Origin of the sequence: Streptococcus marmotae (genome assembly GCF_001623565.1) — a bacterium.
GTDB classification, from domain to species: Bacteria; Bacillota; Bacilli; order Lactobacillales; family Streptococcaceae; genus Streptococcus; species Streptococcus marmotae.
Window position 1 is genome coordinate 1,968,985 of the sequence record NZ_CP015196.1, and the last position, 24,204, is coordinate 1,993,188.

General features: G+C 40.8%; 21 protein-coding genes. 2 read left to right on the plus strand and 19 right to left on the minus strand.

Translation table 11 applies throughout. The features are described from left to right. Positions 1-229: 229 nt before the first annotated feature. From A4H00_RS09655 to A4H00_RS09695, 9 genes are all read right to left on the minus strand, one after another. Positions 230-643: a lipase chaperone gene (locus tag A4H00_RS09655; protein ID WP_067090302.1), complete on the minus strand. Its 414-nt coding sequence runs from the start codon at positions 641-643 to the stop codon at positions 230-232. A gap of 12 nt (positions 644-655) precedes the next feature. Next, positions 656-1,414 carry an SDR family NAD(P)-dependent oxidoreductase gene (locus A4H00_RS09660; RefSeq protein WP_067090306.1) on the minus strand — a complete coding sequence of 253 codons (759 nt, stop codon included), beginning with the start codon at positions 1,412-1,414 and terminating at the stop codon, positions 656-658. A gap of 102 nt (positions 1,415-1,516) precedes the next feature. Then, on the minus strand, positions 1,517-2,116 hold the full coding sequence (locus A4H00_RS09665) for a lysozyme family protein (protein ID WP_067090311.1): 600 nt from the start codon (positions 2,114-2,116) through the stop codon (positions 1,517-1,519). A 1-nt stretch (position 2,117) separates the two neighbouring features. Further along, positions 2,118-3,092, minus strand: a complete 975-nt coding sequence (locus A4H00_RS09670; RefSeq protein WP_067090314.1) for a nucleoid-associated protein — start codon at positions 3,090-3,092, stop codon at positions 2,118-2,120. A gap of 5 nt (positions 3,093-3,097) precedes the next feature. Beyond that, positions 3,098-4,354, minus strand: a complete 1,257-nt coding sequence (gene glyA, locus A4H00_RS09675; protein WP_067090318.1) for a serine hydroxymethyltransferase — start codon at positions 4,352-4,354, stop codon at positions 3,098-3,100. Beyond that, positions 4,351-4,956, minus strand: coding sequence for an L-threonylcarbamoyladenylate synthase (locus A4H00_RS09680; protein WP_067090322.1), 606 nt, complete (start codon positions 4,954-4,956; stop codon positions 4,351-4,353). The genes glyA and A4H00_RS09680 overlap by 4 nt, the downstream gene beginning before the upstream one ends. Then, the gene (gene prmC, locus A4H00_RS09685; protein ID WP_067090326.1) at positions 4,949-5,779 is read right to left on the minus strand and encodes a peptide chain release factor N(5)-glutamine methyltransferase; all 831 of its coding nucleotides are present in this window, start codon (positions 5,777-5,779) and stop codon (positions 4,949-4,951) included. Before prmC ends, A4H00_RS09680 begins: the two co-directional genes overlap by 8 nt. Further along, on the minus strand, positions 5,779-6,858 hold the full coding sequence (prfA, locus tag A4H00_RS09690; protein ID WP_067090330.1) for a peptide chain release factor 1: 1,080 nt from the start codon (positions 6,856-6,858) through the stop codon (positions 5,779-5,781). The genes prmC and prfA overlap by 1 nt, the downstream gene beginning before the upstream one ends. 8 nt (positions 6,859-6,866) lie before the next feature. Then, positions 6,867-7,436: a thymidine kinase gene (locus tag A4H00_RS09695; protein WP_067090335.1), complete on the minus strand. Its 570-nt coding sequence runs from the start codon at positions 7,434-7,436 to the stop codon at positions 6,867-6,869. 154 nt (positions 7,437-7,590) lie between these two features. On the opposite strand from A4H00_RS09695, the gene A4H00_RS09700 reads away from it, so the two are divergent. Further along, positions 7,591-7,776 carry a 4-oxalocrotonate tautomerase gene (locus tag A4H00_RS09700; protein ID WP_067090338.1) on the plus strand — a complete coding sequence of 62 codons (186 nt, stop codon included), beginning with the start codon at positions 7,591-7,593 and terminating at the stop codon, positions 7,774-7,776. A gap of 475 nt (positions 7,777-8,251) precedes the next feature. Here A4H00_RS09700 and A4H00_RS09705 read toward each other — a convergent pair whose 3' ends face one another. The 10 genes from A4H00_RS09705 to A4H00_RS09750 form a co-directional block, all read right to left on the minus strand. Continuing rightward, entirely contained in the window at positions 8,252-9,598 is a 1,347-nt protein-coding gene (locus A4H00_RS09705) for an MATE family efflux transporter (RefSeq protein ID WP_067090342.1), read from the minus strand. Between the two features lie 128 nt (positions 9,599-9,726). Then, a complete protein-coding gene (locus A4H00_RS09710; RefSeq protein ID WP_067090346.1) occupies positions 9,727-10,758 on the minus strand; it encodes a sensor histidine kinase in 1,032 nt (343 codons plus the stop codon). Then, positions 10,759-11,445, minus strand: coding sequence for a response regulator transcription factor (locus A4H00_RS09715; RefSeq protein ID WP_067090350.1), 687 nt, complete (start codon positions 11,443-11,445; stop codon positions 10,759-10,761). Between the two features lie 122 nt (positions 11,446-11,567). Further along, on the minus strand, positions 11,568-16,424 hold the full coding sequence (locus A4H00_RS12320; protein WP_082815633.1) for an SSURE domain-containing protein: 4,857 nt from the start codon (positions 16,422-16,424) through the stop codon (positions 11,568-11,570). Between the two features lie 101 nt (positions 16,425-16,525). After that, the gene (locus tag A4H00_RS09725; RefSeq protein ID WP_067090353.1) at positions 16,526-17,455 is read right to left on the minus strand and encodes an alpha/beta hydrolase; all 930 of its coding nucleotides are present in this window, start codon (positions 17,453-17,455) and stop codon (positions 16,526-16,528) included. A gap of 67 nt (positions 17,456-17,522) precedes the next feature. After that, a complete protein-coding gene (guaC, locus tag A4H00_RS09730) occupies positions 17,523-18,506 on the minus strand; it encodes a GMP reductase (protein WP_067090357.1) in 984 nt (327 codons plus the stop codon). A gap of 328 nt (positions 18,507-18,834) precedes the next feature. Then, entirely contained in the window at positions 18,835-19,458 is a 624-nt protein-coding gene (gene nth / locus A4H00_RS09735) for an endonuclease III (RefSeq protein WP_067090360.1), read from the minus strand. A 495-nt stretch (positions 19,459-19,953) separates the two neighbouring features. Further along, positions 19,954-20,559, minus strand: a complete 606-nt coding sequence (locus tag A4H00_RS09740) for an ATP-binding cassette domain-containing protein (protein WP_067090364.1) — start codon at positions 20,557-20,559, stop codon at positions 19,954-19,956. Continuing rightward, positions 20,556-22,559, minus strand: coding sequence for an ABC transporter permease (locus A4H00_RS09745; RefSeq protein WP_067090368.1), 2,004 nt, complete (start codon positions 22,557-22,559; stop codon positions 20,556-20,558). Before A4H00_RS09745 ends, A4H00_RS09740 begins: the two co-directional genes overlap by 4 nt. Positions 22,560-22,692: 133 nt before the next feature. Continuing rightward, positions 22,693-23,025 (minus strand): bacteriocin, lactococcin 972 family protein, encoded by a 333-nt coding sequence (locus A4H00_RS09750; RefSeq protein ID WP_067090371.1) that lies wholly within the window; start codon positions 23,023-23,025, stop codon positions 22,693-22,695. Between the two features lie 283 nt (positions 23,026-23,308). On the opposite strand from A4H00_RS09750, the gene A4H00_RS09755 reads away from it, so the two are divergent. Beyond that, positions 23,309-24,184: a helix-turn-helix domain-containing protein gene (locus A4H00_RS09755; RefSeq protein WP_067090374.1), complete on the plus strand. Its 876-nt coding sequence runs from the start codon at positions 23,309-23,311 to the stop codon at positions 24,182-24,184. Positions 24,185-24,204 lie beyond the last annotated feature (20 nt).

Genomic DNA, 24,204 nt, shown 5'->3' on the forward strand with positions numbered 1-24,204 from the left:
TCAACATCTAACGTCGTTAACTCACCTTGCTTCAACAGTCCAGCGGACTGTTGAAGGTTGGAAATAAGGATTATGAAATAATCTTCAGTTAACCTCCGCTACCCTGCGGTTTTTAGGACACAAGCTACGTTGATAGATGTTGAATTTTATAGAGTATGAGTCACCTTCCCGCTCTTTTTCATATCTGTTTAGTAGATAAAATAGCACCCGTTTTAAGGTGCTATTTTTATTATGGCTGGTGAATAATCGTCTCATCCATGTCTGTAATGACACCATTTTGATAAACACGATAGAGAGAATGATCATTTCCTTGAAGAAGGTTAAACGGCATCGTATCTGTACGATTATAGTTATCTTCAATGATTTGCCATTCTTTTTCACCCAATATCATGGTAGCATATTTGATTGTATCTTGACCACTTTCAAGTGTTACACCTGTATTTTTTCCATGTAGAGCATCTGCAGTACTTAAGCTACTGCTTGTTTCTGTGCTACTCGAAGCTGTGCTTGAACTGGTACTAGAAACCTGACTTGTAGTCCCTGTAGAACTTTCCTTACTAGTTTGGTCCTGACTTTGGGAACAAGCAGTTAATAAAAGTAATGTAGATAATAGAGTTAGACTCATTTTATAGGTTGTTTTCAACTGTAAATCCTCCTAATCTCGGTGAATGGTAAAGCCAGTTGCTTGCTTGGTTGCCATAATCGTCATATCTGAAATCTGAACATGGCGGGGTTGATTAGCAACGAATAGGACACTTTGCGCAATATCTTCTGCTTGTAATGCTTCAATACCTTGGTAAACTGTCGCTGCTCGCTCCCTATCTCCATGGAAGCGAACCTCGCTAAAATCTGTTTCTACAATCCCTGGCTGAATGGTCGTTACCTTGATATTTGTTTCAATCGTATCAATCCGGATACCGTCACTCAAGAACTTGACCGCTGATTTAGTAGCTGCATAAACTGCTGCACCAGCATAAGCATAGATTCCAGCTGTGGAGCCAATATTGATGATATGACCTGTATTTCGTGCGACCATGCTTGGCAAGAGCTGACGAGTAACATAAAGAAGTCCCTTGACATTGGTATCCAGCATGGTCACCATATCAGACACGTTCGATTCATAGAATTTATCAAGTCCTAAAGCTAATCCCGCATTGTTGACTAAAATGTCTATTTGAGGAACCTGAGCAAGAATCTGCTCACAAACAGTCACTACTTCTGCTGCTTGTGTGACATCCATTTGGTAGTAATGGACAGTGACACCATATTTTGCTGTCAAATCTGCCTGAATCTCTTTTAACTTCTCCACTCTTCGTCCTGTAATAATCAGATGATCTCGATTTTCAGCAAATGCATAGGCAATCGCCTTTCCGATACCACTTGTCGCGCCAGTAATCAGTACATATCGTGTCATATCGCACCTCCCTTTTTAGATTCATTATACCACTTTTTTTGAGAAAAATGAATGAAGAGAAGAAAAAAGCAGAAAACCATAAACGGTTTCTACCTTTTTACTCTAAAATAAAGTCATCAAACGAATCAAGTAGACATTGAAGTGTACTTGCCGTGAATAGTAGATATTGCCACCATTCACATAGAGTTTGCCACCGTTTAACAGAGCCATGGGGTGATAATAGGTATAGGTTGCGGCGGTGGTATTCCCAAGACTAGGGGCAACCACTTCTCTTGAATAGGTTGTTGCTAATTCAATCGTATTTTTCCCACCGTTTTTGGCAATGTAATCAATATAAGCTGGTCCATAATTATAGGCTTGAACGGCTGTCCAAACATCGACCTTGGCTTCTTCTGCAAGGGTTAGAGTTTGTGTGAGGTACTCGACACCCTGGCGGATACTTTCCTTGCTATCTGTAATGGTATCTGCATATCCTGAAGCTGATTCGCTTGATTGCATGACATCAGCTTGCTGCCCCTTCGTTTCCGTGTAAATCATTGCTAGCACTAATTCTTCATTAGCCTTGGTATCATTTTCGGCCAAGATTTCCTGCACCATAGGTTGATAGGTCATGACCTGTTTGACAGCTTGGTGTGCTTTGTAGAATTGGTAAGCTAGAAAAACAAGGACGATGAGGGCAATCGTTCTTGTTAGTTTTCTCATGTTATTTGCTCTTAATATCTTCTATATTCTTAATGAGGATAGAATACGTCCCATTATCATTCTGAATAAATTCAACGGACTCAGCATCCTCATAAATAGTGGTTGGAACAATCAGTTCAATCCCATTTGAGAGGGATAATTTCTGATTTTCAAATTTTTTCAATTGTCGACTACTGTCAATTTCCTCAAAGCTCACTCTTTCTGGAATGACATCTTTGAGCTCGTCCACAAATGTCAGGCGGGCAGTTAAGTTATCATCAAAAAGTTGATTGGCCAATTTCTCTGGTGATAGAGCATTGTCTTCTTCCAGATGATTGAAAATAGCTGACTTGATTTTGGATTGGAATTGGAAATCAGCTTGGTTGAAATTCTCTGCAATTTTTTGAGCTGTTTGCTCAACTGCCTTGATTGATTTCTTGGCTGAGATAACTGGATTGTCTTGTAGGACATTATCTGAAAAATAATTTAAGAAGGTCCCATTGTACTTAATCCGTTTTTCAATCAGGTAGTATTTGCGGTTTTGGAGGTTAAGAATCAGAGCCTCATCAGGAGCAGAACCTGCACTGGGCAGATTATTCTGAGTGAGTTTAAGGGGACTATCGCTTTCTACTCCTACATGGACTAAATTTTCCCTAAGTGAGATACGTAAAAAGGCAAAATGTTCCACTCCGTTTTTCTCAAAGCGGACAAAAACCAAGTCGTTGGTTTTGAGATTTTCTGAGACGGAAAATTCTTCTTTCCACAGATTAGCAATCGAGGCAGAACTCGCTAGCAAATCATCTGACAGACAGTCAAGAAAGGGGCTTTCAGCCCCCAATTGACCAGTCTTTGCTTCATCGGAATAGGAACGCTCAATCTTCTTTCGGAGATATTCCTCAATCTTTGGAGTAATCGTTAAGACCTTATCTGCTAGAATTAGTTCAGTATCTTCTGGACTAAACTGGTGAATAACGGCTTCTTTAATATAAATGTCCATGAAGATTAAGCCTCATAAAGCGGAAAGGCATCTGTCAAGGCCCGTACTTCTTGGCGTACTTCTTCAAGAACTGCTTCATTGTCTGCATTTTCCAAGGCTTTAATGGTCAACTCAGCCACCTTGCGCGCTTCGTCAATACCGAATCCACGAGCCGTAATCGCTGCAGAACCAATTCGAATACCACTTGTCTTAAATGGTGACAAGGTTTCAAATGGAATAGAATTTTTATTTAAGGTAATATGGACTTCATCCAAGAGATTTTGGGCTACTTTTCCATTTTCAACGACTTTGGTCACATCAACAAGGAAGAGATGATTATCAGTTCCGCCTGTGATGACTTGGAATTTATCATGTGCTAGGAAAACATCTGCCATAGCCTTGCTATTTGCAATGACATTTTGAGCATACTCCTTAAAGGCTGGATCTAAAACTTCCTTGAAGGCAACTGCTTTGGCAGCAATCACGTGTTCCAGTGGTCCACCTTGAATACCAGGGAAAATCGCTGAATTGATTTTCTTAGCTAATTCTTCATCATTGGTCAAAATCAAGCCACCACGAGGTCCACGGAGGGTTTTGTGAGTCGTTGTTGTCGTGATATGAGCATAAGGGACTGGATTTGGATGTAAACCAGCTGCGACAAGTCCAGCGATATGTGCCATATCAACCATGAGTTTAGCACCAACGCTATCTGCAATTTCACGGAATTTTGCAAAATCAATGATACGAGCATAGGCAGAAGCACCTGCGACAATGAGTTTTGGTTGGACTTCTTTTGCCTGGGCTAAAAGGGCATCATAATCTAACAAGCCTGTTTCCTTATCGACATTGTAGGCGACAAAGTTGTAAGTTTGTCCAGAAAAACTAACGGCTGCTCCATGGGTCAAGTGACCGCCTGCTGCTAAGTCCATTCCCATGACCGTATCGCCTGGCTCAATCAAGGCCATATAGGCTGCACAGTTGGCTTGGCTACCAGAATGAGGCTGGACATTGGCAAATTTTGCCCCAAAGATTTCCTTAGCACGCTCAATCGCAAGACTTTCCACGATATCTACACACTCCGTTCCACCATAATAACGGCGTGCTGGATAGCCTTCTGCGTATTTATTGGTCAAGATGGAGCCTTGTGCTGCCATGACCGCTTTTGAAACAACATTTTCTGAAGCAATCAATTCAATATTTTGCTGCTGACGCTGTTCTTCTGCTGAAATAGCATCCCATAGTTCTTTATCAAATGCCTTGTAATCTTCTTTATCAAAAATCATGTATTTTCTCCTTTAAATGTGAGTTCTGGTAGCTGAGCGAGAAGGTCCTCGCGAGTGATAGCGCCTTGGCGTAAAATCTGGGCTTCCTCCCCTGACAAGTCCAAAATGGTGGAATCTTGTCCTGTTAAGAAACCATCATCTTTTACCCCAATAACCTCTCCATGGAAGTCCTCTATAATCTGATCAAACAAGACACCACTAGTCTTGCCAGAAAGATTCGCGGACGGTCCAATCAGAGGTCCAAATGATGTAATCAAATCAAGTGTCACAGGGTGGCTAGGAATCCGAAAACCAACTGTCTTCATTCCAGAATTAACCCAGTGAGGAACTTGGTCATTTGCCTGTAAAATAATGGTCAAGGGCCCAGGTAAAAAACGATCAACGAGCTTCGGTAAAAATGCTGGTTGGTTTTTAGAAAAGGCTAGAATACCCTCCAAAGAAGCAACATTTAAGTTCATCGCCTTGTCTAACGGACGTTTTTTGAGATCATAGACACGCTGAACAGCTTCTTTATCTAAGGCTCGACCAAACAAGCCATAGACGGTTTCCGTAGGGAGTACGACTGCTCCACCAGCTTCTAAAATTTGTGCAATCTTATCCATGATCCACCACCACCATCCTATCTTGTCCAAATTGGTCTTTGAGAACACGAACGCGTTTTTCTGGAAAAGCCGTTTGGAAAAGGTCTTTTACTTGTTGTCCCTGTTTATACCCAATCTCTAGGTAAATTTTCCCTTTTTCCGTCAGAAATTCTGCTGCTCTTTCTGCAATCTGTCGATAAATAGCAAGCCCGTCTTCTTCTGCAAATAAGGCCATGTGCGGCTCTGAATGAAGCACATTTAAGCCAACTTCTTCCACATCTGCTCGTGCGATATAGGGGGGATTGGAGACGATGATGTCATACTGTCCCTTGACGTCCTGCCAAACATTGGACTGGACAAAGGCAAGTTCAACTTGGTTCTGCTTTGCATTTTCCTGAGCAACAGCAAGAGCATCTAGTGAAATGTCTGAGGCTGTTACCCGCCAGTTCGGCTGCGTCTTAGCAAGACTAATCGCAATAGCACCGCTTCCTGTTCCAATGTCGAGTACCGCAATGTCTGATTCTGCATTTTCAGCCAAAATCAAGTTAACCAATTCCTCCGTCTCAGGACGGGGAATTAACACTCTTGGATCTACTGAAAATTCCAAACCATGAAAATTTGTCTTTCCAATAATGTATTGGGCCGGAACATGCTGGGCTAGCTGCTGAAAAATCAGCTCTAACAGATTCTTATCGTCTTTCGTTACCTCTTTCGTCAGCAATAAAACGAAATCTGTCAGGGTCAGCTGCTTCAATGCACGAAAGGTATAGGCTAGACTTTCTGGCTCTTCTTCCACCTCGTCCAACTTGCTTTCATAATGTGAAAACAATTGCGCGTAATTCATTATTTATTCAACTCTTCTAATTTTTGCGTTTGGTCATAGAGCACCAAGGCATCAATCACCTCGTCCATTTTACCAGATAAAATCGTATCGAGTTTTTGAAGCGTTAAACCAATACGGTGATCCGTCACACGGTTTTGAGGGAAATTGTAGGTACGAATCCGCTCTGAACGATCTCCCGTACCAATGGTTGATTTACGCTCTGCATCTTGCTCATCTTGGGCAATTTGGGCAAAGTGATCGGCCACACGAGCCCGAATGACCTTCATCGCCTTATCACGGTTTTTCTGCTGAGTACGCTCTTCCTGCATTTCGACCTTGATATTGGTTGGCAAATGGACAATCCGCACGGCTGTTGCAACCTTGTTGACGTTCTGTCCACCAGCACCTGAGGCATGGTAAATGTCAATCCGCAAGTCTTTTGGATCGATATCGTACTCGACTTCTTCGATTTCTGGCATAATCAAGACCGTTGCCGTTGAGGTATGGACACGCCCTTGGCTTTCTGTAACCGGTACACGCTGCACACGGTGAGCACCCGATTCGTATTTCAACTTAGAATAAACCGATTGTCCAGATACCATGGCAACAACCTCTTTAATCCCACCAACACCATTATAAGAAGCCTCCATGACTTCAAAGCGCCAGCCTTGGCTTTCTGCAAATTTTTGGTACATGGTCAGCAAATCTCCTGCAAAGAGGGCTGCTTCATCTCCACCAGCTGCTCCACGGATTTCCAAGATGATGTTCTTGTCGTCATTTGGATCTTTTGGCAGGAGCAAAATCTTTAATTTTTCCTCATAGGCTTCCTTATCAGCCTTGGCAGTCTTGAGTTCTTCCTTGGCCATTTCTTCTAGGTCCGCATCTCCTGACGCATCCTTAATCATCTCTTCTGCATCAAGAATATTTTGTAAGACTTTTTTATACTCACGGTAGGCTGTCACCGTATCACGAGTTGCTGCTTCTTCTTTTGATAACTCCATAAAGCGCTTGGTATCGCTGACGACATCTGGGTCACTGAGTAATTCCCCCAATTCTTCATAGCGATCTTCTACCGCCTGTAATTGATCATAAATATTCATCTTTTCTCCTATCTTTCTGGTGCAAAATAGTGTCTGCGACACACAGGGATATAGGTTTCATTGCCCCCAATTTGAATTTGTTCACCCTCATAAACTGGCTCACCATTCACTGTGCGCAAGACCATAGTTGCCTTTTTGGAACAATATTGACAAATGGTCTTAATCTCATCGAGCTTATCAGCTAAAAGGAGCAAGTGTTTAGAACCTTCAAATAAGTCATTGCGAAAATCATTTTTGAGACCAAAGGCCATAACCGGCACATCTAATTCATCAACCACACGTGCAAAATCATACACATGTTGCTTGGTCAAAAACTGAGCCTCATCAATAAGCACACAGTAAGGTTTTAAGGACAAATTTGCAATGTAATCATAGACATTCATCTCCGTTGTAATGGCAACTGCTTCTCGTTGCATTCCGATACGGCTAGCAATCACTCCTACACCCGCCCGTGTGTCCAGCGCTGAAGTCATGATAACAACATCTTTTCCCTGTTCCTCGTAGTTATGCGCCACTTTCAAAATCTCAATGGTCTTTCCGGAGTTCATCGAACCATATTTAAAATAAAATTGAGCCACTTTTTTCTTTCCAATCTATCAAACTCATTCATTCCATTCTACCATAAATTCACCAAATGCGGTACTAGAGAAAATGAAAAAAGCGTTTCCGTTCGGCTATCGCTCTACTAAGAAATATGTTATACTAGTCCTAGTAAAGAAAAAGGAGAATCTTATGCCATTTGTACGAATTGACTTATTTGAAGGACGGACTGAAGAACAAAAAATTGCCCTAGCACGTGAAGTGACAGAAGTCGTCTCTCGTAATACCAATGCTCCAAAAGAAGCCATTCATGTCTTCATCAACGATATGCCAGAAGGCACCTACTACCCTCACGGCGAAATGAAACGAAAAGGGTAACAAGCTAACGAAGTAGCTCCTTGAGAATGTTAATTTCTCAAGGCTTTTTTGTTTGAGGTAGCTTTCTTTCCGCAACTAATACTCTATTCATATCAACAGTAGCATTTTTCAATACGTTATTAGGTATTCAAAGATTAGACAAAAGTGTCCATCCTTGCTTCTTTTCCAGCTGTAACAGTTTGACTTATATCAATGTTCAGGGGAGTGACGATTGATGCCTGAGCTTAGAAATCAAAAAGCGAGGATTGTCTGGTTTCTTATACTCTATAAAACGTTGATAAATCAACATTCTATTAGAAGAGGCTAGCGAACAATTCTTTGCTAGCTCTATTTCCAACCTTTCACAATTAGCTAGTTAACATGCAGAGGGGGATAAGTTGGTTATTTTTGAATTTCAATGAGTATAACTTTACGTTTTACCTATCTATTAATACCCAAAAATACCTTGGAAACTCCAAGGCATTTCTGGGTAGAGCTATTTTATAGCTGCCTGTTTTACAATATAGTTTAAACGACTATTCAAGCAAATACCGCAAACAAAAATTCCAACAACAAGGCCGATCCAATAAGCAAACGGACCTAGTGATGTCCGGCTATCGAGTAAAAAGGCAATCGGAAAGGTCATACTCCAGTAAGAGACAAGCCCGATAATAAAGGGAACCGTCGTATCCTTATAGCCACGTAAAATTCCCTGAATCGGTGCTGTAAAGGCATCTGCCAATTGGAAAAAGAGGGCATAGGTCAGAAATTGAGAAGTCAGCTCAATAAAGGCTACATTATGACCATAAAGAGTTGCCACCATTGGTCTAAAAAAATACAGGAAAGACAAGGTCAGAGAGGCAAAACCGAATGCACTCAAGCGGCCCAACCGACTGTATTTTCTGACATCTTGATAGCGTTTTGCACCAATTTCATAAGAAATCACAATTGGTAGAGCTGAAGAAATACTCAGCGGGAAGGCATAGAGCAAGGTCGCAAAGTTCATAGCAGCTTGGTGTGAGGCAATGACCTGTGAAGAGAATTTAGACATATAGAGTCCAACAACAGCAAAAATCGCTACTTCCGCAAAAATCTGTAGTCCAATTGGCAAGCCGATTCTCAAATCTTCTTTTATAAAGGACCAGTCAAGAGTGCTTATTTTCCAAATTTGATATTCCTTGACCTTGGGATGACGATACATCACCATGAGGACAATCAGTAGAACCGCCCAATAAGAAAGGGCTGTTCCCAATCCTGTACCTGCTCCTCCCAGTTTTGGCAAGCCCCACTTCCCATAAATCAAGAGATAGTTGAAAAAGGAGTTAAAAGGCACAATCAAGAGCATCAAATACATGGATAGCCTTGTTAAGCCAAGAGAATCAAAAAAGGAACGAAAAACGCTAAACAACAAGAGAGGAAAAATCCCAATCAAAATGTAAAAAAGATAGCGCTCTGCAACTTGAAAGACAGCCTTTTCCAGATGAAGCATTCCCAAAATAGGCACAGCTCCTCCAAAGACAAGAAGCAGTAAAATCAGGGCAAGACCAAGGGCTAAATAGATAAATTGGTGTAGCTCTTTACGAATAGATTCCTTAGCACCGCTGCCTAAATGCTGTCCGATAATGGGAACAAGAGCTGAAACAATTCCCGTCGATAAGGCAAAAAAAGGATTCCACAAACTAGTTGCCATCGAAACGCCGGCTAAATCAACCGTACTGTATTGACCAGTCATCATAGTATCGATAAAACTGGCTGAAAAGTTTGCAAATTGATAAATTAAAATAGGCACAAAAATCTGGATAAATAAGCGGATTTTTTCTCGCCAAGTTGCTGTTTGGTACATGAATACTCCTATTTTCTAACATATACTAATACCTCATTTTAAGAAAGAAATGAGTGAATGTCAAACTTAAAGAACACCAAAAGGAAGGTTAAGCTTCTCTGCTAACCTTCCACTTTTTAGCTTACTTTTTAATTTCTTGTCCGTAAAATCAACGAAAAAGCCGAACCCTGTCCCAATTCACTTTGAACTGTAATCTGTCCATTGAGCTGATGGGCTAATTCTTGTGCGATATACAAGCCCAAGCCATAGCCACCTGTACTCATGTTGCGAGAAGATTCTACGCGGTAGAGGAGTTTAAAAATCTGATGCAATTCTTCTTTAGGAATGCCTTGTCCGTGGTCTTTAACGGTGATTTTGAGCTGGTCATCCGTTAAGACAGCATGGATTTGCAAAGGCGATCCGCTTGGAGAATATTTGAGTGCATTGCTGACGAGATTGACCAAAATCCGCAAGAGCTTATCATAATCACTTATGATTTTAGCAGAGGCAGGCTCGACCTGAATATCCACCTCTCGACCTTCTTGGTCTAGCTTTAACTGAAACTCGGATAAGGTATCAATCAGGAGCTTGTCGATGAAAATAGCTTGCAAGGAGCCTTCTTCTCGCTCTAGCGTATTGAGAGTGACATTATTGAGAGATTCGACCAATTTATTGAGGCGGTCGGTCTGCCTACGAATGGTTTTGAGATAATAATCCCGTTCATTTTCTAAAATCAAGCCATCCAGCATTCCCTCAACCGTCGCCTGAATAGAGGTAATCGGTGTTTTAATATCATGAGAGAGCTGGGCAATCATGATATTTTTTTCCTTTTCACTGTTCTCTAACGACTGAAAACTGTCTTCCAGCTTTACAGTCATAGTATTTAAAGTTTGAGCGAATTCTTGAAATTCAAGCGGACTACGAACATCATCAATGGTTTCAAAATGATTTTTAGAAATCCCTTCAATATGATTACTTAATTTTTCCAAGGATGTAAAGACCCGCCTCATCAGCATTAGGCTGACAAAAGCTCCCACAAGACTAGCAACAAGCGTTGTCAAGAGAATAAAAATTTCTCCTTTTTCAGGAATTAGCATCCGATTAACCGCCCAAATGAGGGACAAGAGGATAATCAAGGTAGAGGTCAAGTATCCGATAAGAATAAAATATTTTAACTTCATTTACACCTCCAACTTATAGCCCAGTCCCCAAACCGTCTTAATGGTAGGAGTTTCAGGCGTCGCATATTTTGATAGAGCATTCCGAAGACCATGGATGTGGACATTGAGCGTGTTGGTATCATCGATGTATTCTTCCTGCCAGACCCGGTCATACAGTTCTGTTTTTGAAAAGACACGTTGCGGATTACTCAACAAAATCCAGAGCAAGTCAAATTCCTTATTGGTCAAGTTTAATTCCTTATTTTGAATAAAAGCCTGGCGTGTGATATGGTTAATTTTTAAATCGCCCACTTGGACATGTTCTTCCTGTTGTTGATTTCGATGAATACGACGCAGGATATTATTGACCCGCAAGACCAACTCTCTTGGACTAAAAGGCTTGCTGATAAAATCATCAGCTCCTAGGCTGAGCGAGTAAATCTTATCCATATCGGAGGTTTTGGCAGTGATGAACAAAAATGGCTGATCAGGCGTGATTGCTTGTACTTCGCTGATCAAGTCATAGCCGTCCATGATAGGCATCATGATGTCTGTGATAATCAAGGCAATGACTTCTTTTTTATACAGCTCCAGCGCCTCTGCTCCATTGTGGGCAATATGCACTGTATAACCTTCCTGAGCCAAATAGCGGCGATTGATTTCAGTAATTTCAATCTCGTCATCGACTAATAAGATTGTTTTATTCATCACAATTCCTCCTTCATACAAAATAGTGTTATACTTCTTGCAAGTATAACACTATTGTAGCAATTCTTTCAAGTCATATCCTTAGGAAATTGACTTGATTAGAATTTAGCTGATGCTACGGTTTATTTTTTTGATTTTTTACGTAAGCCATAGCCTGCTGCTGTAGCCAAAGCCATTCCAACAAGAGCGAGTGTTGCAGAACTTTCTGAACCGGTACGTGGCAATTCTTTCTTCATCATCTTGTCATCCATCATCGCCGCTGGTTTTTCTTGTTTCATGTCAGCTGCAGGATGTACTTCTGTTGAAGTATTCTTCATCATATCTTGCATGGATTCTTGAGATGATTGGATTGCAGGAGCGTGAGCAACTGATTGTTGCGTAACCGGTGCCTTAAGAACTGGCTGTTGTACAACTGGAGCTTGAGTAGTTGGATGAGATACTATAGGTTTCGTAACGACTGGCGCTTGACCACTTGGTTTCATTGGATGAGCGCCTGGCATTTGTTGAGATGGTTTTGCAGTACCACTACCTTGCTCTGCAGATGTCATCGTCATTAGGCTAGGTACTTCTACATACACTTGACGTTCTGCAATGACATTCATCAAATCAGCTTTACCATCTTTATTTCCGTAGACTTTAACAGTTGCTTTAAAGACATGTGAGCCACTCTTCAAGACATCAAGCAAGTCTTTACCAGTCTTACCGGCTGCTTCTCCATCAAGGGCTACTTGGTAGAAATATTGACCTTTTGTCAAACTTTCAAGGGCTAGTAAAGCTGGATTCATCGCTGAACCATTGTCAGACCAAGGTGCTTTGTCAGATGCTTTGAGAAGCAAGCGAGTAAGCATGCCATCTCCACCAAAAGCTTCAAATGGGATGACACCATTAACACCTGCAAGGAATGGGCCTGAGCCATCGACATTAGCATTCTTGAGGTAATCCGCTAGCACTTCTGTTTTCGCCTTAAGATTCAAATCAATAGCATCTTTCACATCTGTTGCGGCAGTCAAACCGTTAACATTGAGTTTCACTTGACGTTCTGCTACAACATTGCTTTCATCCGCTTTGCCGTCTTTGTTTCCGAAGACTTTAACGGTTGCGGTGTAAGTTTGAGTACCAGCGTCTTTCAATGCGTTGATCAATTTTTCTCCGGTCTCACCAGAAGCAGGTCCATCAAGATCAACTCGGTAGAAGTATTGTCCTTTTGTAAGTTTATCAAGCGGCAAGATAGGAGCGTTCATCGCTGAACCGTTGTCAGACCAAGGTGCCTTGTCAGAGGCTTTAAGAAGCAAGCGTGTAAGCATGCCGTCTCCACCGAAAGCTTCAAATGGGATTGTGCCATTGACACCTGCAAGGAATGGACCTGAGCCGTCAGCGTTTGCTTTTTCAAGGTAAGCCGCAGGTAGAGTGGTTTCTGCTTTAATGTTTTCATCAACCGCTTTCTTCACATCTGTTGCGGCAGTCAAACCGTTAACATTGAGTTTCACTTGACGTTCTGCTACAACATTGCTTTCATCCGCTTTGCCGTCTTTGTTTCCGAAGACCTTAACAGTTGCGGTGTAAGTTTGAGTACCAGCATCTTTCAATGCACTAATCAATTCTTGGCCTGTCTTACCAGCTGCTGCTCCGTCAAGAGCTACTTGGTAGAAGTATTGTCCTTTTGCAAGTTTATCAAGAGGCAAGATAGGAGCGTTCATCGCTGAACCGTTGTCAGACCAAGGTGCCTTGTCAGAGGCTTTAAGAAGCAAGCGTGTAAGCATACCGTCTCCACCGAAAGCTTCAAATGGGATTGTGCCATTGACACCTGCAAGGAATGGACCTGAGCCGTCAGCGTTTGCTTTTTCAAGGTAAGCCGCAGGTAGAGTGGTTTCTGCTTTAATGTTTTCATCAACCGCTTTCTTCACATCTGTTGCGGCAGTCAAACCGTTAACATTGAGTTTCACTTGACGTTCTGCTACAACATTGCTTTCATCCGCTTTGCCGTCTTTGTTTCCGAAGACCTTAACAGTTGCGGTGTAAGTTTGAGTACCAGCATCTTTCAATGCACTAATCAATTCTTGGCCTGTCTTACCAGCTGCTGCTCCGTCAAGAGCTACTTGGTAGAAGTATTGTCCTTTTGCAAGTTTATCAAGAGGCAAGATAGGAGCGTTCATCGCTGAACCGTTGTCAGACCAAGGTGCCTTGTCAGAGGCTTTAAGAAGCAAGCGTGTAAGCATGCCGTCTCCACCGAAGGCTTCAAATGGGATTGTGCCATTGACACCTGCAAGGAATGGGCCTGAGCCATCAGCGTTTGCTTTTTCAAGGTAAGCCGCAGGTAGAGTGGTTTCTGCTTTAATGTTTTCATCAACCGCTTTCTTCACATCTGTTGCGGCAGTCAAACCGTTAACATTGAGTTTCACTTGACGTTCTGCTACAACATTGCTTTCATCCGCTTTGCCGTCTTTGTTTCCGAAGACTTTAACGGTTGCGGTGTAAGTTTGAGTACCAGCGTCTTTCAATGCGTTGATCAATTTTTCTCCGGTCTCACCAGAAGCAGGTCCATCAAGATCAACTCGGTAGAAGTATTGTCCTTTTGTAAGTTTATCAAGCGGCAAGATAGGAGCGTTCATCGCTGAACCGTTGTCAGACCAAGGTGCCTTGTCAGAGGCTTTAAGAAGCAAGCGTGTAAGCATGCCGTCTCCACCGAAGGCTTCAAATGGGATTGTGCCATTGACACCTGCAAGGAATGGGCCTGAGCCATCAGCGTTTGCTTTTTCAAGGTAAGCTGCAGGTAGAGTGGTTTCTGCTTTAATATTTTCTTCAACAGCTTTCTTCACATCTGTTGCGGCAGTCAAACCATTGATTTTTAAGCTAACTGCACGTTCTGCTACAACATTGCTTTCGTCTGCCTTACCGTCTTTGTTTCCGAAGACTTTAACGGTTGCGGTGTAAGTTTGAGTACCAGCGTCTTTCAATGCGTTGATCAATTTTTCTCCGGTCTCACCAGAAGCAGGTCCATCAAGATCAACTCGGTAGAAGTATTGTCCTTTTGTAAGTTTATCAAGCGGCAAGATAGGAGCGTTCATCGCTGAACCGTTGTCAGACCAAGGTGCCTTGTCAGAGGCTTTAAGAAGCAAGCGTGTAAGCATGCCGTCTCCACCGAAGGCTTCAAATGGGATTGTGCCATTGACACCTGCAAGGAATGGGCCTGAGCCATCAGCGTTTGCTTTTTCAAGGTAAGCCGCAGGTAGAGTGGTTTCTGCTTTGATGTTTTCTTCAACAGCTTTCTTCACATCTGTTGCGGCAGTCAAACCGTTAACATTGAGTTTCACTTGACGTTCTGCTACAACATTGCTTTCATCTGCCTTGCCGTCTTTGTTTCCGAAGACTTTAACGGTTGCGGTGTAAGTTTGAGTACCAGCGTCTTTCAATGCGTTGATCAATTTTTCTCCGGTCTCACCAGAAGCAGGTCCATCAAGATCAACTCGGTAGAAGTATTGTCCTTTTGTAAGTTTATCAAGCGGCAAGATAGGAGCGTTCATCGCTGAACCGTTGTCAGACCAAGGTGCCTTGTCAGAGGCTTTAAGAAGCAAGCGTGTAAGCATGCCGTCTCCACCGAAGGCTTCAAATGGGATTGTGCCATTGACACCTGCAAGGAATGGGCCTGAGCCATCAGCGTTTGCTTTTTCAAGGTAAGCTGCAGGTAGAGTGGTTTCTGCTTTAATATTTTCTTCAACAGCTTTCTTCACATCTGTTGCGGCAGTCAAACCGTTAACATTGAGTTTCACTTGACGTTCTGCTACAACATTGCTTTCATCTGCCTTGCCGTCTTTGTTTCCGAAGACTTTAACGGTTGCGGTGTAAGTTTGAGTACCAGCGTCTTTCAATGCGTTGATCAATTTTTCTCCGGTCTCACCAGAAGCAGGTCCATCAAGATCAACTCGGTAGAAGTATTGTCCTTTTGTAAGTTTATCAAGCGGCAAGATAGGAGCGTTCATCGCTGAACCGTTGTCAGACCAAGGTGCCTTGTCAGAGGCTTTAAGAAGCAAGCGTGTAAGCATGCCGTCTCCACCGAAGGCTTCAAATGGGATTGTGCCATTGACACCTGCAAGGAATGGGCCTGAGCCATCAGCGTTTGCTTTTTCAAGGTAAGCTGCAGGTAGAGTGGTTTCTGCTTTAATATTTTCTTCAACAGCTTTCTTCACATCTGTTGCGGCAGTCAAACCATTGATTTTTAAGCTAACTGCACGTTCTGCTACAACATTGCTTTCGTCTGCCTTACCGTCTTTTTTTCCGAAGACCTTAACGGTTGCAGTGTAAGTTTGAGTACCAGCGTCTTTCAAGGCGGTAATCAATTCTTGACCTGTCTTACCAGCTGCTGCCCCGTCAAGAGCTACTTGGTAGAAGTAAGTTTCTGGTGGCAAACTTTCAACAGGCGAGATAGCTTGATTGTTTGCTGTACCGTTGTCAGACCAAGGAGCATTTTTAGCTTCTTTTAAAAGCGTACGAGTCAACATACCGTCTCCACCAAAAGCTTCAAATGCAATAGTACTATTAACACCTGCAAGGAAAGGCCCTGAACCATCAGCGTTTGCTTTTTCAAGGTAAGCCGCAGGTAATTCTGTTTCAGCGTTAATCGTATCGTTGATTTCTTCCTTAACGATTTCAGGAGTTACATCCGTAGCAGGACGACCTCTAAAAGTTGTTCCTTCAGGGATTTTTTCTCCTTCAGTAGGTTTTGTTCCAACCTCCTCGTCTTTCGGTGGTTGTAGATCATCATTTATTTTTTGAGCTTCTTCACCTGCTTGTGTCATATCTGAGGTTGAAGAGGCCTCTCCAGCTGATGAGGTCATTGTAGTTGAAGGATCTGTATTTTCTTCTGCAAGGACCGTGGTTGGTTGTCCAACTGCTATGAAAAATCCGCTAGCAATTAAGACAGAAGCAACTCCTGCTTTAAACTTACGAATTGAAAATACTGTATATCGTTCTCTATTTGCCATTACTGGCCTCCTTTATCTTTGATATAGGAATTATAGCAGAACTTTATTAAGTATATGTAAGCGAATTCTTAATTATTTCTTAAGTGTTCCTTATTTATCACTTATCTGTTTTTTAAGAGATTGTGCAAATAGTCATCAATTGACGTCAGAACCTCTGGTATTTCCTGTCTATTAAAGATATGACCGGCTCCTTCCACTACTTGTAAGTGGGAATCAGGAATGCTTTCGACTGCTCTCTCAGCATAAGGGAAAGGAACAACATCATCTTGATTTCCTTGGATAATCAACGCTCTTGCTTGAATTTTTGACATTTGTTGGTAAATATCATAATCCAAAAGCTGTTCAAAATAGACTTTACCAAGATTCGTCCCTCTATGATTGTAAATGTCTGGAATGCTAGCTGTATCTTCAAACAATTCCCGTGCATCATCAAACAATACAAAAGCAGCATTTAAGGTCACAAGCCCCTTAATCTGCGGATTTTCACTCGCCACAAGGGTTGACACGACCCCTCCCTGACTATAACCCATAAGAATCAATGCATTAGCATCTACATAGTTCGCACCACTCCAATAGTTCAACACCGTCTGCAAATCAGCTTGCTCGGTAAAGACAGACATATCCAGCATACTGCCTCCACTTCTACTTTGAGTGCTGCCACCGACAAAGTCAAAAGCGTAGACCAAGTAACCCTTATGAGCAAGCTCTTCAGCGTAGGAAGCGACAAATTCCATGGTATTGTTAAAGCCATGTGAAAAAATAATCATAGGCAACCGCTTGTCTTGATACCCTACTGGCGCAAACAGACGACCGTAAATCTGATTCTTATCCCGTGGAATGAGCACTTCTTCTTGTACAATTTCCTGGCTTGGTGTTACCTTATCCTTTTTTGTAACTTCTTCTAGCGAGCTAGTTTGCATAGTTTCCTTTGTAGTCGATGAAGGACTAGAAGAGCTAGTATCAGGTATAGATTGCTTGCTACATGCACTCAGTAGCAAGCCCATAGCAAGTATGACAAATTTTCGTTTCATCTTTCCTCCTTTTCAAAAAAGAATCTGCTGAACACTCTATCCAGTAGATTCTTATCTTATCTAGTAATTAGTGGGCATCGCCATTCCAAATCGAATTTTTCACGATGACATAATCCACATGTTTCAAGCTCGAAATATCTTTGCCACCTGCGTAAGAAATGGAGCTTTGCAAATCTTGTTCCATTTCAATTAAGGTATCTTTCAAATGTCCCTTAGCTGGCAACAAAATTTTCTTACCTTCTACGTTCTTATAAGCTCCTTTTTGGTATTCAGACGCAGAGCCGTAGTATTCCTTGAATTGTTCGCCATCTACTTCAATCGTTTTTCCTGGGCTTTCAATGTGACCAGCAAAAAGTGAGCCAATCATGACCATGCTTGCCCCAAAACGAATGGATTTGGCAATATCACCATGGGTACGAATACCCCCATCTGCAATAATCGGTTTGCGCGCAGCTTTGGCACACCAGCGTAGGGCTGCTAATTGCCATCCACCCGTACCGAAGCCAGTCTTGACCTTAGTGATACATACTTTCCCTGGGCCAATTCCAACCTTGGTCGCATCTGCTCCTGCATTTTCCAATTCACGAACTGCCTCAGGTGTTCCAACATTTCCTGCAATGACAAAAGTATCAGGTAATTCTTTTTTGATATGTTGAATCATTTGAATGACGCTGTCGGCATGACCATGAGCAATATCAATGGTAATATATTCTGGTGCATCGTCTTTCAACTGGGTCACAAACTCATACTCGTATTCTTTCACCCCAACTGAGATAGAAGCAATCAAGCCTTGTTCATGCATACGCTTGATAAATGGAATTCGTCCAGCTTCATCAAAACGGTGCATGATATAAAAATAACCATCTTTTGCGAGTTGCTCTGCTACATTTTCATCAATAATGGTCTGCATGTTTGCAGGTACAACCGGTAGTTTAAAGGTATGGTTGCCCAAAGTCACCTGAGTATCCGCCTCTGCACGGCTCTTAATGATACATTTATTTGGAATCAATTGAATGTCTTCATAGTCAAAAATAGGGAATTCGTTAAGCATCTCAGCTCTCCTTTAAGATAATAACCTACCTATGCCTTTTGGCATCGCTACGCCTTTCCTGACGCTTCCTTAACTTATTATACAGGAATGTTTGGTTTTTGTCAATTTCAAAACCATATCACTTTTTAATATTCGTTTTTTATGAATATTTTAGTTTTTAAATATAAATATAGTTCGTTTTTTATTTAAATAATCTTTGAAATGTTCTCTTTTCGCTGATTTATTAAAGAGTTCGGAGATAGGCAGACTTCCAAGATAATAGGCTCCTCTCCGCAAAAAATCGCAATCTAGCGACTGCGATGAGAGAAAATTATATCTTTGATGTTTCTCAATCAAATTCATATAACTGAGGGTAGTTGGCACATTCTGGATTTTTAGGATGACACACCTCACGACCGAAGTAAATCATCGCCTGATGAGCTTTGAGCCACAATTCTGGCGGCAATACTTCCATGACACGCTTTTCTGTTTCAAGCGGTGTGGCCGATTTCTTAACAATATCATGGTGCTTACAAATCCGACCAACATGGGTATCAACTGCAAAAGCGGGAATGCCAAAGCCGACACTCATCACAACATTAGCAGTTTTCCGTCCCACTCCTGATAAGGCTTCTAATTCTTCTCTAGTCTGCGGTACCACACCATTATGTTGGTCTAGCAATTGCTGAGCGCATTCCTTTAGAAACTTTGCCTTATTGCGATAAAGCCCCAGCCGTGAAATATAGCTAGCAATTTCAGATTCGCTAGCAGCCGCCATTTTTTCAGGGGTGGGGAGTGCCACAAAGAGGGCTGGGGTCACCTTATTAACTGCCGCATCCGTTGTCTGAGCCGATAGCATGACCGCCACCAACAGTTCAAAATGATTACGAAAATCCAGACTAGGCTTGGCATCAGGATATAGGGCAATGATTTCTTCAATCACTTTTCTAGCACGCTTTTTTGATAAAACCATAGAATTCGATTCTCTTTCTATTCTTTTCTCCAGTATATCATAAGACCAAAGAAAAAAACTAGTTTTTAAACTAGTTCTAGTTTGAAGATAGAGTCCTTGTATGCAAGTGATGTCGGACGTCAGCGACTTTCGATGGAATTTCATGACGAATCTTTTAAATTAAGGTTTCAAAGCTCCCCAGTGCCCAAAATGCCTAAAAATTAGCATTCCAGACACTTTCATCACAGCGGAAGTATCATTTACTTATTTGCGAACACTCATAAATAAGAGGAATTTGTTAATTTGCAAAGTTTTCTGATAAATCCACTTGAACAAATAAGTTTGTCTGCGGCCTGCAACTAATTCAGTACGAACAAAGCCATCATGAACAGGTTGAAAAACGAGTGAACTTCTCCTATCTGCTTTTCTACTACACTTTCCCATCTATTTCATCTCTGCTTGAATATGAGATAGAAGCAGCATTCTATCCAAACGCTTTACTTTTAAGGGATTATTCTATTTAAAGGTAGCTATATCAATTATTTCATCAACACGGTCACAGACTGCAGGGTCATGAGTCGCAAAAATGAGCACCGTCTCCTGCGATAATAAACTAAATAATAAGGACAGAATCTCTTCACCTGTTTGACTGTCTAGGGCACCTGTTGGCTCATCGGCTAAAATGATTCGGGCTTTTTTTAATAACAAACGTGCAATCGAAACTCGTTGGGCTTGCCCACCTGAGAGCTCATAAATTTTCCGAAATAAAACATCTTTATGAAGACCCACTCTATCTAAAGCTACCTCTATTTCTTTTTTATTTGCTAGCATTTTTAGGTTTTGATAAACAGTTTCCTCTTCTATCAGTGCATAATTTTGAAAAACATAGCCGATTTGCTTGAAATATTCTTTTTCTTTCATCTTCCAAATATCCTGGCCGTCCAAAAAAATATATCCGTCATCTGGCTTTTCAAGCCGTGCAAGGGCATTTAAAAATGTACTTTTCCCTTCACCAGACGCTCCTACAATCGCATATGCATGATTAGCTTGAAACTCCATCGATAAATGGTTATAAATCAGTTTATCACCGTATTTTTTTACTAGATTTCTAACTTCTATCATATAATTTCAAAATCTCCTTTGATAATTTGAATTCGTTTTTTCATAATGGATCGATAAGATAACAAGATAATCACGAGAGCTACTACGCCATAAATGGCACTCAGCCCTAGCGCAAGAGGAGTCAGATTGGTCACAATACGGACTGCAACCATCGATAATGTGAGGCACAGTAGCAAAGGTACGAAACAGCGAATCATTAGAAAAACAGGATGAACTGCTAGCATGTTATAAATAGCTACCTTTTTAGCTTGTCGCTTCATGATAATCACTACATACTCATAGATAATAAAGCATTGTGCAAGAAATAAAATGACCAGCGCTACTAAACTTCCTGTTAACTGGCTAACAATTTTATTTCGCTCGAGTAGTAGTTTTTCAGATACATTTGTCATACTCGAAAAATCCGTAATTTCTGACTGCTCTACTACATTTTGAATTTTTTCCTGCTTAAAGAGAGCATCACTTGCTATAGCAGAGAATCTGTGCAATAGGCTAGTATCATTAAATCGGTCAAAGTGCAATTCTACCAAAATAGCATCCGACTTTTCTTGTTGAGCAAATAATTCTTTCTCCGTCCCCTTATCGTTAAATAAAAAGTTTGTTTGGCGATCTGGAACTTCTTGAATGGCAAAATCCTTTGCTTTTATATCACTATATTGGAACCATTCAAAATCAATTAATGCCAAGATACTCTCTAGTTGCCCCATAAAGGCATGAGGTACATATATTATCCCTACCGCATTTTTATGATGATCGGCATACTGATTTTGAGGATACAATTTCTTATTTTTTAAAATGACATTCTCATTCACATAGCGAATCGCACTGGCTACTTCTTCGTTGATACCGAGACGAACCAATTCTTCTTTTACCATTTGAGGCACATATTGTAGTCGTTCGCCTGCAAAAAGAGAGGGTTTTGAATAGAGCATATCCTCGGTTTTAAACGATTGAATAAACCGTTTAAATTGTTCGGAATTTTCTTGTAAAAACGTACTATCAATTTGATTATTTTCATCGATATGAGAGCTTGCCGAATCAAACCATGTAATTGACGCAAAATCCTTTGCACTATCCCACTTTCCCAACACCTCAATATCACGAGCAGACTGCGAGAGGGTTCCAAAACTGTGATGCAGTGTCGTCGCAAAGATGAAGCTTGAAGCTCCAATCCCAACTAACCAGACAGTAACGATAAAGGCTGTCGCTGGTTTATTTTTCAAAATAGCATGTGGTCGCATCAGCCGGATATTCCAGCTAAACAGTAAGTGAATTATTGTTGTAATGACAAGGAGGATAGCTGTATTGATCCCCATCAATAAAACAAAACTTTTGACAAAAACATTGCTGATACTACCTTGATAAAGAGAAAAAGCAACTACTGCAACTGCCAAGCTCAGCAATACGAATGAACCATCTAGCAGGAAATCGTTCGTACTTAATTTGTCAAAAAGTCCCAAACTTCGATAGATCATGGCCTTTTTCGCATACATTAACTTTACTGCTAATAAAATCAAGGCAAACACGAAAAAGAGTGTCCAAACAGCCAATGATCGTAGATTGGTAAACAAGAAGTAAACAGGAGTCAAATACCAGGGTAAGTCACCTGCTTGGTATATCAGACCAAACTGTTCCAGCTCTTTTCCAAAACTCTCTGGCACTGCTTTACTAACATAGTACATGCCCGATACATCATTCTTCATTAAAATAGATAAGTCTGTAACATAAATAGGGTCTTCTCCTATTGCTCCGAATAGAAATGTTTTTTCCTGTCCGCTAGTATCTAAAAATGGACGATAAATTTTAATCTTCTCATTCTTAGCTAAATCCTCAATTTTGGCAAAAACCTGCTGTTTGTCCAAGTCATTGGTGCTATTTCTTAGCGAAAAGGCTGCCTGAGCTGGATACTTGATATCATTTCCAAATTCCTTGACAGCCCCGATCGAAAGAAAGGATAGCAAACAAGTAAATAAGAAAATGACAGATACACGCCACTTCATATATACCTCCTAAAAGAAACGAGGCTGGATAACCTTCGCAGCCTCAATTCTCGTCATATATGTGATTTTTAGTTGGGATAGAATCCTGTCCATTTCTATCCTCAAGTTCACGCTACTTTTGTAGTTATCTTCATTAAAAGTTATACCAACCATAAAATGCTTTAGCTTGAACCCAAGTCCACTCCTTTACTGCACCAGCATATGCCCAGCCATAGTTCGCTTCAGCCCTACTCTTGATATTTCCCCAAAAGTCTGTCACAGTCGCTCTACTGCCAAGTCGTGTATGGGCAGGAGCTTCTAGGTAGTAATTAGAATAGGCCCAATTTGTAGAGGTTACACCATACTCCCAAGTATCCTTATAGGTAGGATGAGGATACTCTGTAATGGCAGAAGCTTTTTCAGAACCAACTAAAAGTAAAGTGGAAAATAGTCCTACAGTAACTAAAAATTTGATATATGATTTCATAATTTACATATAATAAATACCTAAATTACCCAACTAGTATAGTAACTTACAGTAACGTTATTCTATCATAAAACTATTGATAGACACCAAAATGTTACGTTTTCCTACCTTAAAAAATTTCCCATAAAAATGGAAAAAATAATACAAATACTGAAAATAATAGCATATATCTTTTCATAAAATCGACCTCCAACTTTTATTTTATTTTTTAATATGATATACTATAAAAACTATATTTTCAAAAAATGTCAAGTTTTTCTACTTTATAGCAGGAGGTGGTCGTATGAGATGGGACATTGGGAAAGTATATAAGGAAATTCGGAAAAGCAAGGGACTTTCCCAAAAAGCTGTTGTTGGCAATGATATCAGCAGACAAAGTCTGATTAGCTTTGAAAAAGGGGAGAGCACACCCCGTTATGAAACTATGGAATATTTACTCAGGCAAATTGATATGAGTTTCGCTGAATTTGAGTACATTTGTAACCAATATCAACCGAGCTTGAGGCAAGAAATTTACATCGATTTTATCAATTTGCTACACTCTTCTAAACAAGACGCATTTCAAGATGTTTTACAAAAATGTGAAATATACTTGAAGGCTAATCATGATATTCCAATCCAGCGTTTAGCCGATATGCTTCAAGTTGTTTATTATGTCAAACAAAATGGAATCAATTCTTTTTCTACTGATATAAGCATAATCTCTGAAAAACTATGGAAAGACTTAGAAAAACAAGATACGTGGTACAGAAATGACTTAAGGATTTTAAATGCTATCCTCTACCATTTCCCGTTGGAAACTGTTCATTTAATGACGGACAAAATTTTAGAGACCTTAGAAAAGTATAAAGATTATGAGAATATTCATAACCTAAAACTAGTCCTACTTGGAAATTTATCTACCATTTACCTCTACCACTCTCAAATGGACGAATGCAGTCGGATTTTGCGCATTATTCTTCCTTTAGCAAAACAGCAAAAGCGATATGATAAGGTTGCCTTTACTCATATTCGACTTGGAATTTGTCTACAAGATGATGAGGGGATCAAAAAAGGCCTCACTTTATTAGAGGCAATTGAAGAAAATGAACTTCTCGCATTAGCCAAAGAAGAAATAGAAAAATTTGCACAGACTAGTCCAGATAAAAAGAACATATGAAATCGCCCATTGGCTAGCTT

Bases quoted from the DNA above. Each gene is read 5' to 3' on its own strand.
- A4H00_RS09670 (WP_067090314.1), bottom strand. From the start codon at position 3,092: ATGGACATTTATATTAAAGAAGCCGTTATTCACCAGTTTAGTCCAGAA.
- prmC (WP_067090326.1), bottom strand. From the start codon at position 5,779: ATGAATTACGCGCAATTGTTTTCACATTATGAAAGCAAGTTGGACGAG.
- A4H00_RS09725 (WP_067090353.1), bottom strand. From the start codon at position 17,455: ATGAAACGAAAATTTGTCATACTTGCTATGGGCTTGCTACTGAGTGCA.
- A4H00_RS12320 (WP_082815633.1), bottom strand. From the start codon at position 16,424: ATGGCAAATAGAGAACGATATACAGTATTTTCAATTCGTAAGTTTAAA.
- nth (WP_067090360.1), bottom strand. From the start codon at position 19,458: ATGGTTTTATCAAAAAAGCGTGCTAGAAAAGTGATTGAAGAAATCATT.
- A4H00_RS09750 (WP_067090371.1), bottom strand. From the start codon at position 23,025: ATGAAATCATATATCAAATTTTTAGTTACTGTAGGACTATTTTCCACT.
- A4H00_RS09700 (WP_067090338.1), top strand. From the start codon at position 7,591: ATGCCATTTGTACGAATTGACTTATTTGAAGGACGGACTGAAGAACAA.
- A4H00_RS09710 (WP_067090346.1), bottom strand. From the start codon at position 10,758: ATGAAGTTAAAATATTTTATTCTTATCGGATACTTGACCTCTACCTTG.
- A4H00_RS09680 (WP_067090322.1), bottom strand. From the start codon at position 4,956: ATGGATAAGATTGCACAAATTTTAGAAGCTGGTGGAGCAGTCGTACTC.
- A4H00_RS09745 (WP_067090368.1), bottom strand. From the start codon at position 22,559: ATGAAGTGGCGTGTATCTGTCATTTTCTTATTTACTTGTTTGCTATCC.
- prfA (WP_067090330.1), bottom strand. From the start codon at position 6,858: ATGAATATTTATGATCAATTACAGGCGGTAGAAGATCGCTATGAAGAA.
- A4H00_RS09740 (WP_067090364.1), bottom strand. From the start codon at position 20,559: ATGATAGAAGTTAGAAATCTAGTAAAAAAATACGGTGATAAACTGATT.
- A4H00_RS09755 (WP_067090374.1), top strand. From the start codon at position 23,309: ATGAGATGGGACATTGGGAAAGTATATAAGGAAATTCGGAAAAGCAAG.
- A4H00_RS09665 (WP_067090311.1), bottom strand. From the start codon at position 2,116: ATGAGAAAACTAACAAGAACGATTGCCCTCATCGTCCTTGTTTTTCTA.
- A4H00_RS09660 (WP_067090306.1), bottom strand. From the start codon at position 1,414: ATGACACGATATGTACTGATTACTGGCGCGACAAGTGGTATCGGAAAG.
- A4H00_RS09705 (WP_067090342.1), bottom strand. From the start codon at position 9,598: ATGTACCAAACAGCAACTTGGCGAGAAAAAATCCGCTTATTTATCCAG.
- guaC (WP_067090357.1), bottom strand. From the start codon at position 18,506: ATGCTTAACGAATTCCCTATTTTTGACTATGAAGACATTCAATTGATT.
- glyA (WP_067090318.1), bottom strand. From the start codon at position 4,354: ATGATTTTTGATAAAGAAGATTACAAGGCATTTGATAAAGAACTATGG.
- A4H00_RS09715 (WP_067090350.1), bottom strand. From the start codon at position 11,445: ATGAATAAAACAATCTTATTAGTCGATGACGAGATTGAAATTACTGAA.